At 39.5% G+C, this 14,053-nt stretch carries 11 protein-coding genes and 1 tRNA gene; all 12 read left to right on the top strand.

Features of this window, described 5'->3' with window-relative positions:
- Nucleotides 1–79 precede the first annotated feature (79 nt).
- The 12 genes from GVK91_RS17040 (at nt 80) to GVK91_RS16985 (ending at nt 13,939) form a co-directional block, all read left to right on the top strand.
- A tRNA-Trp gene (locus GVK91_RS17040) sits at nt 80–150 on the top strand.
- A 23-nt stretch (nt 151–173) separates the two neighbouring features.
- A complete protein-coding gene (gene secE / locus GVK91_RS17035) occupies nt 174–368 on the top strand; it encodes a preprotein translocase subunit SecE (protein ID WP_028072657.1) in 195 nt (64 codons plus the stop codon).
- Nucleotides 369–388: 20 nt separating this feature from the next.
- Nucleotides 389–934: a transcription termination/antitermination protein NusG gene (nusG, locus tag GVK91_RS17030; protein WP_046672242.1), complete on the top strand. Its 546-nt coding sequence runs from the start codon at nt 389–391 to the stop codon at nt 932–934.
- Between the two features lie 70 nt (nt 935–1,004).
- Entirely contained in the window at nt 1,005–2,591 is a 1,587-nt protein-coding gene (locus GVK91_RS17025; RefSeq protein WP_159730431.1) for a S41 family peptidase, read from the top strand.
- A gap of 267 nt (nt 2,592–2,858) precedes the next feature.
- Complete coding sequence (rplK, locus tag GVK91_RS17020; RefSeq protein ID WP_028072660.1) at nt 2,859–3,302, top strand: 50S ribosomal protein L11; 444 nt, start codon at nt 2,859–2,861, stop codon at nt 3,300–3,302.
- A 22-nt stretch (nt 3,303–3,324) separates the two neighbouring features.
- Nucleotides 3,325–4,023: a 50S ribosomal protein L1 gene (gene rplA / locus GVK91_RS17015; protein WP_046672240.1), complete on the top strand. Its 699-nt coding sequence runs from the start codon at nt 3,325–3,327 to the stop codon at nt 4,021–4,023.
- Between the two features lie 2 nt (nt 4,024–4,025).
- Nucleotides 4,026–4,544 (top strand): 50S ribosomal protein L10, encoded by a 519-nt coding sequence (gene rplJ / locus GVK91_RS17010; RefSeq protein WP_046672239.1) that lies wholly within the window; start codon nt 4,026–4,028, stop codon nt 4,542–4,544.
- A gap of 78 nt (nt 4,545–4,622) precedes the next feature.
- Nucleotides 4,623–5,000, top strand: coding sequence for a 50S ribosomal protein L7/L12 (gene rplL, locus GVK91_RS17005; protein WP_003011668.1), 378 nt, complete (start codon nt 4,623–4,625; stop codon nt 4,998–5,000).
- Between the two features lie 168 nt (nt 5,001–5,168).
- The gene (gene rpoB, locus GVK91_RS17000; RefSeq protein ID WP_153847175.1) at nt 5,169–8,978 is read left to right on the top strand and encodes a DNA-directed RNA polymerase subunit beta; all 3,810 of its coding nucleotides are present in this window, start codon (nt 5,169–5,171) and stop codon (nt 8,976–8,978) included.
- Nucleotides 8,979–9,049: 71 nt separating this feature from the next.
- A complete protein-coding gene (gene rpoC / locus GVK91_RS16995; protein WP_153847174.1) occupies nt 9,050–13,327 on the top strand; it encodes a DNA-directed RNA polymerase subunit beta' in 4,278 nt (1,425 codons plus the stop codon).
- 268 nt (nt 13,328–13,595) lie between these two features.
- Nucleotides 13,596–13,760, top strand: a complete 165-nt coding sequence (locus GVK91_RS16990; RefSeq protein WP_159730429.1) for a hypothetical protein — start codon at nt 13,596–13,598, stop codon at nt 13,758–13,760.
- Nucleotides 13,761–13,795: 35 nt separating this feature from the next.
- Nucleotides 13,796–13,939: a hypothetical protein gene (locus GVK91_RS16985; protein ID WP_159730427.1), complete on the top strand. Its 144-nt coding sequence runs from the start codon at nt 13,796–13,798 to the stop codon at nt 13,937–13,939.
- Nucleotides 13,940–14,053 lie beyond the last annotated feature (114 nt).

Genomic DNA, 14,053 nt, shown 5'->3' with positions numbered 1-14,053 from the left:
TTAAAATAAAAAAAAAGTGAAAAAATATTTGCAGAAAGTGGTTTAAAACACTATATTTGCATCACAAAATAAGAAATACACGGGCATAGTTTAAAGGTAGAACGAAGGTCTCCAAAACCTTTGGTCTGGGTTCGAGTCCTGGTGCCCGTGCTTATAAAAACAGATAAACTAAAATGGCAAAAGTACTTGATTTTTTTAAAGACTCTTATGTAGAGATCACTGAGAAAGTGACTTGGCCTACATGGTCTCAGTTACAAAGTTCAGCTGTTATTGTGCTTGTTGCATCTCTTCTTATTGCATTGGTTGTCTTTGTAATGGATAAAGCTTCAAGCGTAGGGTTAGAATTCTTGTACGGTATTGCTTCTTAATTTTTCAATCGTATTTATTTATGGCAGATCAAGGTTTAAAGTGGTACGTAGTTCGTGCTGTAAGTGGTAAAGAAAAGAAAGTAAAGCAATATATTGATGCCGAAGTTAGCCGTTTAGGTATTGAGCACTTGATTCCTCAGGTGTTGATTCCAATGGAAAAATACTACTTGATGCGTGATGGAAAGAAAGTTGCTAAAGAGCGTAACTACTATCCTGGTTATGTATTATTAGAAGCAGCTCTTGACGGTGAGTTAGAGCATATCATCAAAAATATCAATAGCGTAATTGGTTTCTTGGGAGATAAAGCTGGTAATGCGGTCCCTTTGCGCCAAGCAGAAGTAAATCGTATCCTAGGTAAAGTGGATGAAATGGCCGAGCAAGGTGAAACCATTAACGTTCCTTACTATGTGGGTGAAACAGTGAAAGTAAACGATGGTCCTTTCAATGGATTTACCGGAGAAATCGAAGAAGTCCACGAAGATAAAAAGAAATTAATCGTGATGGTGAAGGTCTTCGGTCGTAAGACTCCACTTGAACTAAACTACATGCAAGTAGAAAAAGAGTAAGATTAGTAATTAACGATAGAGAAAAGCTTTTCATGAAAATTGGAAGGCTTTTTTTTGTATCTTACTACAAATGAAAAGGCCAACTATTTATCTATTTGTATTGGTGTATGTGCTGACATTGCTGAGCTGTGCAAATGTCGAGAAGTACAATCGGTTTATTGAAACTCCCCTGGCAGTGGAAGCTATGCAGCAAGATATCAACTATGTTGAGCATAACTTATGGAAAATGCATCCAGACTTGTTTCTGTATGTGGGGGAGGATCAGTTAAAGGTTAAGTTCGACAGCCTTCGTAGGGCGATCCACCAGCCATTATTGCCCAATCAGTTTCAGCTGGCATTAGCTTCTGTACTGGCCCAAGTTCGGCAGGGACATATGACCCTGAGTCCGCTTATTTCCAAATTTGATCCGAAAGGTAAAGATAAGGTCCGCTATCAAAAAAGCAAGGGGCCCTTTTCGCAATTGGGCTTTCATTGGCAAGAAAATACACTCTATCTCTCAAAAAATGGGACGTTAGATTCAAGTTTGGTAGCAGGCTCTAAAATTCTTGCCATTGAGGGGATACAACCGCAAAATCTGTACACAAAATATCGTCCAACCTTTACGTCGGACGGCTATAATACAACATTTATAGATCAGGCTTTCGAGCGTTTATTACCACGGTATTACCAATTGGAACTGGGGTATAAAGATTCTATCTCGGTTTTGTTTTCTCGTGCCGATAGTACATATGAGCGGACTGTTGTCAGAAGGTTTGAAGCCGCTGAACAGAAGGGAAAGGTGGGAACCAGCCATGCTGCGACAGAAAAAACGAATAAGAAGCCTTCCGAAAAGAAGTCCGACACGAAAAAGCAGCGCAAAATATTCGGTTATAATGCCAATCTAAAAAGAATGAGTAAACAGCTCTCTTTCCCTGTCAAAGGCGATAGTAGTGTTGCTTCATTGAAAGTGGTTGACTTTTCGTATGGGCGTCCAAAAGAAGCCTATAGAAGAATTTTTGATCGCCTTGAGCTTAATTCAGTACAATACCTGATCTTGGATCTTCGTGGCAATTTGGGCGGACGTTTGTCCGATGTCCGTGAATTATATAGCTATCTGGTTGAAGCAGATAAATTCCAATTTGTTCAGCCGGCAGTTATCACCTCAAAATTCAACTTGCCGTTTTATCAGATAAAAGGATTGCCGGGCTGGTCTTATCCCGTTTTATCACCATTTATTATACCAAGTGCTGTCGTGTCCTGGACAAAAAGCTTTTCCAAAGATGGGATAAATTATACCCACCTTACAGGGAGTAAAGTCGAAAAATCCAAAAGTAGTCGCTATCGTGGTAATTTATATGTACTGATTGATGGCGGGACTTTTTCTGCAGCGAGTTTAATTGCTACAAATCTAAAAGTTGGGAAGCGGGCTGTTTTTGTGGGGGAGGAAACTGGTGGGGCTGCCAATGGGACAGTTGCCGGATCTCTTCCTGTGCTGAAACTTCCGAACTCCCATCTACGTTGGCGTTTTGGCTTAATGGATGTCAAACCTTATTATCAAGTGTCAGAAGAGGGGCGGGGTGTAATGCCGGATGTTCCTGTCGTACGGAGTGTTGATGATGTTATCAAGGGTAAAGATCCGGTATTGGATAAGGTGTTGAAGTCTATTAAAGGACAGTAGAGCTGATGTGAATTTGCTAAAACCGATAATTCTAGTGTTAATATTTAGAAAAGTGTCAAGATTTTTTTTTGTAGAAGGATGGGCAATCTGGGCTAGGATGTAAAAAAACATAAATTCCTGAAAAATTAAAAGTTAGATACTTGCAGGATTCAAATCTTCTTATTAACTTTGCACCTCGGTTGGGGTGTTACGTCCTGGCCGATGAATGTTACGTTATTTGCTTCCAACTTACTAACAGACATTTAACAAAATTAAATTCAAAACAAAATGGCAAAAGAAGTCAGTGCGTTAGTAAAATTACAAGTTAAGGGCGGAGCTGCGAATCCTTCACCTCCAGTAGGACCTGCATTAGGTGCTAAAGGTGTGAATATCATGGATTTCTGTAAGCAGTTTAACGCTCGTACGCAAGACAAACCAGGTCAAGTATTACCTGTTGTCATTACAGTTTACGCTGATAAATCATTTGATTTTATCATCAAGACTCCACCGGTAGCTGTTCAGTTGAAAGACGCTGCTAAATTAAAAAGTGGATCTGGCGAGCCTAACCGTAAAAAAGTTGCGGCTATCACTTGGGAACAAGTTGAGACAATCGCTAAAGATAAAATGCCTGATTTAAATGCATTTACTGTAGAGGCTGCTATGAGAATGGTAGCTGGTACAGCACGTAGTATGGGTATTACTGTATCAGGTAATGCTCCTTGGAACAATTAATTAAGAAATCAATTTAAGAAAAGTGGCTAGATTAACAAAAAATCAAAAAGCGGCACTATCCAAAATTGAAGCTGGTAAAGCATACTCTTTAAAAGAAGCTTCGGCTTTAGTTAAAGAAATCTCATTGACCAAATTTGATGCTTCTGTGGATATCGACGTTCGTTTGGGCGTAGATCCTCGTAAAGCAAATCAAATGGTTCGTGGTATTGCAACATTACCTCACGGTACTGGTAAAACTGTTCGTGTTTTAGTTTTATGTACTCCTGATAAGGAAGAAGAAGCTAAAGCGGCAGGTGCAGACTACGTAGGTTTAGATGATTACATCAGCAAAATTGAAGGTGGTTGGACTGACGTTGATATCATTATTACTATGCCTAGTGTTATGGCTAAAGTTGGTAAATTGGGTCGTATTTTAGGCCCGAGAAACTTGATGCCTAACCCTAAAACTGGTACAGTTACAACAGAAGTTGGTAAAGCTGTAACAGATGTAAAAGGTGGTAAGATCGATTTCAAAGTTGACAAAACCGGTATCATCCATACTTCTATTGGTAAAGCGTCGTTCGATGCAGATAAGATATATGATAACGCACTAGAGGTATTACAAACTCTAGCTCGTTTGAAACCATCTGCAGCTAAAGGAACTTACTTTAAAAGTATTCACATTTCCTCAACTATGAGTCCTGGTATTCATATTGAGACTAAATCAGTAGCAGGTATTTAATCATGAGAAAAGAAGAAAAACAAGAAATTGTTCTAGCTTTGGCCGAACAGATTAAATCTTACGGTAACTTCTATATTACCGATACTGCTGAGTTGTCCGTTGAAAAAGTGAATAACATTCGTCGTAAATGTTTTGAACAAGGCATCGAGATTAAAGCTGTAAAAAACACTTTAATCAAGAAAGCATTAATCGAAGCTGGTGTTGATGAAGAAGAAATCTTTGGAACGCTTAAAGGAGCGTCTACAATGATGTTTTCGGAAGTCGCTAACGCACCTGCGAAATTAATCAAAGAATTGCGTAAATCAGGTGAAAAACCGTTGTTAAAAGCGGCATTCATTGAAGCAACTGCATTCGTTGGAGATAATCAATTAACTGCATTAGTTAATCTTAAATCTAAAAACGAACTTATTGCGGACGTTATCGCAGCCTTGGAATCTCCTGCGAAAAATGTTATTTCAGCTCTTCAATCAGGAGGAAATACTGTTGCAGGTTTAGTAAAAGCTTTAGAAGAAAGAGGTTAACGAATCCTCTAGAACAGAAACATTCGTTACAATTTAATTAACAATTTTTATAAAGTACATTCAAAAATTCAAAATAAAATGGCAGATTTAAAACAACTTGCTGAACAGTTAGTTAACTTAACAGTAAAAGAAGTTAAAGAATTAGCTGATATCTTAAAAGACGAGTATGGCATCGAGCCTGCTGCTGCTGCTGTTGCTGTAGCTGCTGCTCCAGCTGAAGGTGGTGCTGCTGCTGCTGAAGAGAAAACTTCATTTGACGTTATCTTGAAAGAAGCTGGTGGTCAAAAATTAGCTGTAGTTAAATTGGTTAAAGATTTAGCTGGATTAGGCTTGAAAGAAGCTAAAGATTTAGTTGACGGAGCACCTAAAGAATTAAAAACTGGTGTATCTAAAGACGAAGCAGAAGCTTTGAAAAAACAATTAGAAGAAGCTGGTGCTGTTGTTGAGATTAAATAATCTCAACTAATTAGCCCGAAAAGGTTTAGACTCTGACGATTTTTCGTCAGAGTCTATTCCTATTTATATCAATACGCCACTATGCTGTGTATATGCTGGGCACAGTGGAAAGGTGGTTTACAGCATAAGTGTAAGCGCAGTTTTTTTAAAACTAAAATTCATATTCCCTTGGCAAACAATAATATTCAACAAGAAAGAATAAACTTTGCGACAAGTAAGAAAGTATTGGAATATCCAGATTTCTTAGATGTGCAATTGGAATCTTTCAAGGAGTTTTTTCAATTAGAAACTACTTCTGACAACCGCCATCAGGAAGGGCTGTTCAAGGTATTCTCGGAAAACTTCCCTATTTCTGATTCAAGAAACATTTTTGTGCTAGAGTTTTTGGATTATTTCATTGATCCACCACGTTATGATATCCAAGAGTGTATCGAGCGCGGCTTGACTTATAGCGTTCCTTTAAAGGCTAAGTTAAAGTTATCTTGTAATGATGAAGAACACGAAGATTTCGAAACCATTGTTCAGGATGTATATTTAGGGACTATCCCTTATATGACTCCTAAAGGTACTTTCGTGGTAAATGGTGCAGAGCGTGTCATCGTATCGCAATTACACCGTTCACCAGGCGTTTTCTTTGGTCAAAGTAGACACACAAATGGTACTAAACTTTATTCTGCAAGGGTAATTCCTTTCAAAGGATCTTGGATCGAATTTGCAACTGACGTAAACAACGTCATGTATGCTTATATCGACCGTAAAAAGAAATTTCCAGTTACGACCTTATTGCGTGCTATCGGTTACGATTCGGATAAAGATATCTTAGAATTGTTCGATTTAGCGGATGAAGTAAAAGTTAGTAAATCTGGTCTTAAAAAATATGTTGGTCGTCGTCTTGCGGCTAGGGTATTGAAAAAATGGGTAGAAGATTTCGTGGATGAAGATACAGGTGAAGTAGTATCTATCGACCGTAACGAAATTATCCTTGAGCGTGAAACTGTTCTAGAAGAAGATCACATTGATTTGATTATCGAAGCTGGCGTTAAGTCTATTATCTTAGCAAAAGATGATGAGTCAAACAATGCGGACTATTCTATTATATATAACACTTTACAAAAAGATACGTCCAACTCAGAAAAAGAAGCGGTGGAGCATATCTATCGTCAATTGCGTAACGCTGAACCACCAGATGAGGAAACTGCTCGTGGTATCATCGATCGTTTATTCTTCTCTGACAAACGTTACGATTTAGGTGATGTAGGTCGTTACCGTATCAATCGTAAGTTGAAGTTGGGAACTCCGGATGAGACGAAAGTATTAACCCGTGAGGATATCATTGCGATTGTGAAGTATTTGATCAATTTGATCAACTCTAAAGCTGAAGTAGATGATATTGACCACTTGTCAAACCGTCGTGTACGTACTGTAGGTGAACAATTATATGCTCAATTTGGTGTAGGTCTATCTCGTATGGCTCGTACAATCCGTGAGCGTATGAACATTCGTGATAATGAGGTGTTTACACCTACCGATTTGATTAACGCACGTACACTTTCGTCGGTAATCAATTCGTTCTTCGGTACAAACCAGTTGTCTCAGTTCATGGACCAGACTAACCCTCTTGCTGAAATTACGCACAAGCGTCGTTTGTCAGCTTTAGGTCCAGGTGGTCTTTCCCGTGAGCGTGCAGGTTTCGAGGTTCGTGACGTTCACTATACACACTACGGTCGTCTTTGTACAATTGAAACTCCTGAGGGTCCAAACATCGGTTTGATCTCCTCATTGGCTGTACATGCGAAAATTAACCACTTAGGATTTATCGAGACTCCTTACCGTAAGGTAAAAGATGGGATTGTTGTGGTTGACGAGCCAGTCGTATATTTATCTGCTGAGGATGAAGATGGTAAAACAATCGCACAAGCGAATGCTTTGTATGATGACAAAGGTAATTTCGAAGATGCGAAAGTGAAAGCCAGATATGAGGGTGACTTCCCAATTATCGAGCCTAATATGCTTGATTATATGGACGTTGCTCCAAACCAAATTACATCTATTGCGGCTTCATTAATTCCTTTCTTGGAACACGATGATGCCAACCGTGCATTGATGGGATCGAACATGCAACGTCAGGCCGTGCCTGTATTGCGTCCACAAGCTCCTATTGTAGGTACTGGTCTTGAAGGTCGTGTTGCGAAAGATTCACGCACATTGATCAATGCGGAAGGTCATGGTGTAGTAGAATATGTAGATGCTGATGAAATCAAGATCCGTTATGACAGAAACGACGATGATCGTCTTGTATCATTCGATGATGATGTCAAAACATATAAATTGATCAAATTCAAGAAAACCAACCAAAATACATGTATGAACTTGAAGCCTATCGTTAAGAAAGGTCAGCGAGTTGAACCAGGACAGGTATTATGTGAAGGTTATGCGACTGAAAATGGTGAATTGGCATTAGGTCGTAACTTGAAAGTAGCGTTCATGCCTTGGCAAGGATATAACTTTGAGGATGCGATCGTAATTTCCGAACGTGTAGCGAAAGAAGACTGGTTTACTTCTCTTCACATTGAAGAATTCGAACTTGAAGTTCGTGATACAAAACGTGGTGAAGAAGAGTTAACAGCTGATATTCCTAACGTATCTGAAGAAGCGACAAAAGACTTAGACGAAAACGGTATTATCCGTATCGGTGCTGAAGTTGGTGGTGGTGATATCTTAATTGGTAAAATCACACCTAAAGGTGAGTCTGATCCTTCTCCAGAAGAGAAATTGTTACGTGCAATCTTTGGTGACAAAGCTGGCGACGTGAAAGATGCTTCATTGAAAACTCCACCATCATTAAAAGGTGTTGTTATCGATACGAAGTTATTCTCGCGTGCGAAGAAAATGTCTAAAGAGGTTGAGCGTAAAACTTTAGAGAAACTAGAGGTTGCTCACGATAGAGCTGTTAAATCATTGAAAGATCGTTTGGTTGAAAAATTATTCACTGTAGTGAATGGTAAAACAAGCCAAGGTGTTTACAATGTATATAAAGAGTTGTTGGTTGCTAAGGGTGCTAAGTTTACACAAAAAATCTTAGCTGAATTGGATTACAACAACATCAACCCAATGGGATGGACAACTGACGAAGATAAAAACGAGTTGATCAAAATGGCCCTTCATAATTACAATATCAAAATTAATGAAGAGCTAGGTTCATTCAAACGTGATAAATTCGCAGTATCTGTCGGTGATGAACTTCCATCAGGAATTGTGCAGATGGCTAAAGTTTACGTTGCTAAAAAACGTAAGTTGAAAGTAGGGGATAAGATGGCCGGTCGTCACGGTAACAAAGGTATCGTTGCACGTATCGTACGTGACGAGGATATGCCATTCTTAGAAGATGGAACACCAGTTGATATCGTGTTGAACCCACTAGGGGTACCTTCACGGATGAACTTGGGACAGATCTACGAAACCGTATTGGGTTGGGCAGGTCAAAAATTGGGTGTGAAATTTGCTACACCTATCTTTGATGGTGCTGAAATGGATCAGGTACAAGATTGGGTTGCGAAAGCTGGCTTACCAAAATCTGGACGTACATATTTGTACAACGGATTGACAGGTGACCGTTTCGATCAACCGACGACAGTGGGTGTAATCTACATGTTGAAATTAGGTCACATGGTTGATGATAAAATGCACGCACGTTCAATCGGTCCGTACTCATTGATCACGCAACAACCTCTGGGTGGTAAAGCGCAATTCGGTGGTCAACGTTTCGGTGAGATGGAGGTTTGGGCATTGGAAGCATTTGGTGCGTCTAACATCCTTCAAGAAATCTTGACTGTGAAATCGGATGACGTGGTTGGTCGTGCCAAAACTTACGAGGCAATCGTAAAAGGTAACAACCTTCCGACACCATCGGTACCAGAATCGTTCAACGTATTGGTACACGAGTTACGTGGATTGGGTCTAGATATCACATTGGATTAATTAAGCAAATAGGGCTTTGAAGGGCTCAGTCCTTCAAAGCTTCTTTATAAAGCTTTAACTTTTGAATAAGTATGTCTTACAAAAAAGATAATAAAATTAAAAGCAACTTCACTTCGATTACGATCAGCTTGGCTTCTCCAGAAACTATTTTGGAACGCTCAAGTGGTGAAGTTACAAAACCGGAAACGATTAACTATCGTACCTACAAACCAGAACGTGACGGTTTATTCTGTGAGCGCATTTTTGGTCCTGTAAAGGATTACGAATGTCACTGTGGTAAATACAAACGTATCCGTTATAAAGGTATTGTATGTGACCGTTGTGGTGTTGAAGTAACAGAGAAAAAGGTACGTCGTGAGCGTATGGGACATATCAACTTGGTGGTTCCTGTTGCGCACATTTGGTACTTCCGTTCTCTTCCTAATAAAATTGGTTATTTATTGGGACTTCCTACCAAGAAATTGGATATGATCATTTACTACGAACGTTATGTGGTTATCCAAGCTGGTATTAAGGAAGAAGATGGTATCAACTTCATGGACTTCTTGACTGAAGAAGAATATTTAGATATTTTAGATACCTTACCAAAAGAAAATCAATATTTAGACGATAACGATCCTCAAAAATTCGTTGCTAAGATGGGTGCTGAGGCGTTAGAAGATTTGTTGAAACGTATTGATTTGGATCAATTGTCGTACGACTTACGTCACCAAGCTGCTAATGAGACTTCTCAACAACGTAAAAATGAAGCGTTAAAACGTCTTCATGTAGTTGAGGCTTTCCGTAGTTCACGTGAAAATATCGAGAATCGTCCAGAATGGATGATTGTGAAAATCGTTCCAATCATTCCACCTGAATTGCGTCCTTTAGTGCCTTTGGATGGTGGTCGTTTTGCGACTTCGGATTTGAATGACTTATACCGTCGTGTGATTATCCGTAACAACCGTCTAAAACGTTTGATCGAAATCAAGGCTCCTGAAGTAATCTTACGTAACGAAAAACGTATGCTTCAAGAAGCGGTAGACTCTTTGTTTGACAACTCACGTAAAGTGAACGCTGTTAAGACAGAAGGTAACCGTGCATTGAAGTCTTTATCTGATATTTTGAAAGGTAAACAAGGTCGTTTCCGTCAAAACTTGTTAGGTAAGCGTGTGGATTATTCAGCTCGTTCGGTAATTGTTGTAGGTCCTCACTTGAAATTACACGAGTGTGGTCTTCCTAAAGATATGGCTGCTGAACTTTACAAACCGTTTATCATCCGTAAGATGATCGAACGTGGTATTGTAAAAACAGTAAAATCAGCTAAGAAAATCGTTGATCGTAAAGATCCTGTGGTATGGGATATCCTTGAGAATGTATTGAAAGGTCACCCTGTATTGCTAAACCGTGCACCTACGCTTCACCGTTTGGGTATTCAGGCTTTCCAACCTACATTAGTAGAGGGTAAAGCTATTCAATTACACCCATTAGTGTGTACAGCGTTCAACGCCGATTTTGACGGTGACCAGATGGCAGTCCACTTACCTCTTGGTAATGCTGCAGTTTTGGAAGCCCAAATCTTAATGTTAGGTGCGCACAATATCTTAAACCCTGCGAATGGTTCTCCAATCACAGTACCATCTCAAGACATGGTATTGGGTCTTTACTATATTACTAAAGGCCGTAAAACTGCTGGTGATCAAATCGTAAGAGGTCAAGATATGATTTTCTATTCGGCTGAAGAGGTTATCATCGCTTTAAATGAGAAGCAAATTGATCTTCACGCTTGGATTAAAGTAAAAACAAAAGTTAGACAAAAAGATGGTAGCATTGTTGATACCTTGTTAGAAACAACTGTAGGTCGTGTGATCTTCAATCAAGTTGTTCCTGAGGAAATGGGTTTTGTCAATGAATTGCTTACGAAAAAATCTTTGCGTAATATCATCGGTGAAATTGTGAAGACTACGGGTATGGCTCGTGCAGCACAATTCTTGGATGATATGAAAGAATTGGGATATCAAACAGCCTTCAAAGGTGGTCTTTCGTTCAACTTGGAAGATTTGAACATTCCTGCTGCGAAAGCTGAATTGATTCAACAAGCAACTAACGAGGTTGAAGAAGTAATGAATAACTATAACATGGGTTTCATTACAAACAACGAACGTTATAACCAAATCATCGATATCTGGACGCGTATCAACAACAGATTGACTGCACACGTTATGGATATTCTTTCGAATGATAACCAAGGTTTCAACTCAGTTTACATGATGTTGGATTCTGGAGCGCGTGGTTCGAAAGAGCAGATTCGTCAGTTATGTGGTATGCGTGGTTTGATGGCGAAACCTCAAAAATCAGGTACTTCTGGTGGTGAGATTATCGAAAACCCGATCTTGTCAAACTTTAAAGAAGGTTTGTCCGTATTGGAGTACTTTATCTCTACCCACGGTGCGCGTAAAGGTCTTGCCGATACGGCATTGAAAACAGCGGATGCGGGTTACTTGACTCGTCGTTTACATGACGTAGCGCAAGATATGATCGTTGTGGAACAAGATTGTGGTGGTTTACGTGGTATTTATACAACAGCATTGAAAGATAATGATGATGTTGTTGAGCCATTGTTCGATCGTATTTTGGGTCGTACACCATTGCATGACGTTCTTCATCCGGATACTGACGAATTGATCGTTTCTGCAAATGAAGATATCACTGAGGAAATTGCTGAAACTATCGAAAAAGCAGGTATCGAAGGAATTGAGATTCGTACGGTGTTAACTTGTGAGTCTAAGCGTGGTGTTTGTGCTTGTTGTTACGGACGTAACTTGGCGTCAGGTAAGCGTGTTCAGTTAGGTGAAGCTGTGGGTGTTATTGCCGCTCAATCAATTGGTGAGCCAGGTACACAGTTGACACTTCGTACATTCCACGTGGGTGGTACGGCATCGAACATTGCTGCTGATTCAAGTATCATTTCTAAATACGATGGTAAAATCGAATTTGAAAACGTACGTACTGTTTCGCAAACAAACGATAATGGCACACATCAGGTAGTCTTAGGACGTTCTGGTGAGGTTAAGATCATTGATGCACATAATAAAATCGTATTCCAACAAAATATTCCTTATGGTTCACAGTTGTTCGTTGAGGATGGCGGTACAGTAGCTAAAGGTGATAAATTGGTCGAATGGGATCCATATAATGCAGTAATTATTTCGGAATTTGCCGGTAAAGTTGAATTTGATGCAATCATCGAAGGTGTTACCTTCCGTGAAGAGTCAGATGAGCAAACTGGTCACAAAGAGAAAGTAATTATTGAAACACGCGATAAAACGAAAAACCCATCCATCAAGATTCTTGATAAATCGGGAGAGGTTATTCGTACCTACAATATCCCAGTAGGCGCCCACGTTGCAGTTGCTAATGGTGTAACAGTGAAAGAAGGTGGTATCCTTGTTAAAATCCCTCGTTCTACAGGTAAAACGCGAGATATCACAGGTGGTCTACCACGTGTAACGGAGTTATTCGAAGCACGTAACCCTTCTAACCCTGCTGTTGTAACAGAAATCGACGGTGTGGTAACATTGGGTGGTGTGAAACGCGGTAACCGTGAGATGTCTATCGAATCTCGTGATGGTCAAATCAAGAAATACTTGGTACCTCTTTCTAAACATATCCTTGTTCAGGATAATGACTTCGTGAAAGCTGGTATGCCATTATCAGATGGTTCGATCTCTCCTGCGGATATCTTGTCGATCAAAGGTCCATCAGCGGTGCAACATTACATTGTGAATGGTATCCAAGAGGTATACCGTCTGCAAGGTGTAAAGATCAACGATAAACACTTCGAGACGATCGTTCACCAAATGATGCAAAAAGTTAACATCGAAGATCCAGGAGATACGCGTTTCTTAGAAAAAGAAGCAGTTAACAAATGGGATTTCATGGAAGAAAATGATTCCTTGTTTGACAAGAAAGTTGTTGTTGATGCGGGAGACTCCAATAATTTACGTCCGGGACAAATTGTTTCTTTACGTAAGTTGAGAGAAGAAAACTCTAGTCTGAAACGTCGTGACTTAAAACTTGTTGAAGTTCGTGAAGCAATTCCGGCGACTTCAAGTCCATTGTTGCAAGGTATTACCAGAGCTTCATTGGGTACGAAATCGTTCATCTCTGCAGCCTCTTTCCAAGAGACTACAAAAGTGTTGAACGAGGCTGCTATCGCAGGTAAACGTGATAACTTATTAGGTTTGAAAGAAAACGTAATCGTTGGTCACTTGATCCCTTCAGGTACAGGTATCCGTCAATACAGCAACTTAATTGTCGGTTCTCGCGAAGAGTACGATCAATTGTTGGCTTCGAAAGAAGAAGATTAATCTATCATAGATTATTTTATATAGAAAGGTCCAGACATTCGTCTGGACCTTTTTTGTTTCTATAGCGACCTTATATGATATAGAAGAACGTAGTAAAATGTATTTAAACTTGCCCTTTTAGTTGTGAAATTGCTTGTTAAGGGAGGGGGGCGAACTGAAATTTATAGCAAGCAGCTTGGCCGTTTAATTGGTTAATTTTACCTGATTGGACGGCTTAATGCATATCTATCTTAAATGAATCGTTCAATGTTACAGTTAGTTAACCTTAATGTTAAAAAATAATAAACAAAAGGCTTGGAAGTTTGTTGGTAAACTCCCTATCTTTGCACCACTCCGCAAGGGAGGAACGGTTGCTTCGAAAGAGGGAATCATGAAAAAAGAAGGGTTTAAGAGAAGCCTGACAGGATTTAAAATCCCGCTCAGTTTATTTTAAACGCGGAAATCGAAAAAAAAGAAAAGAAAAAAAACTTGAAAAAGTTTTTGGAAGTTCAAAAAAGATTTCTACCTTTGCAGTCCCAACGGAAACGAAGGGGAAAACAAAACGATAAAGAGGGGCGCAATGCCTATCGGAATATAGCGGATACGGAAGTTGAAGCGCGAAAAGTTCTTTAAGAAAACACAATCATGTAAGCGTGACGAGTAGACAAACGAAAGTCATGAACAAATTCAAGTAATTCGTTCAATTCGATCCAAGATCAGAGATATAAAAAAAGAATTCTGATTATG

Origin of the sequence: Sphingobacterium sp. 18053, from assembly GCF_902706145.1 — a bacterium.
In the GTDB taxonomy this organism is placed as follows: domain Bacteria; phylum Bacteroidota; class Bacteroidia; order Sphingobacteriales; family Sphingobacteriaceae; genus Sphingobacterium; species Sphingobacterium paramultivorum.
The sequence above is the reverse complement of the archived record's forward strand: the minus strand, read 5'-3'. Positions and strand labels throughout refer to the sequence as shown.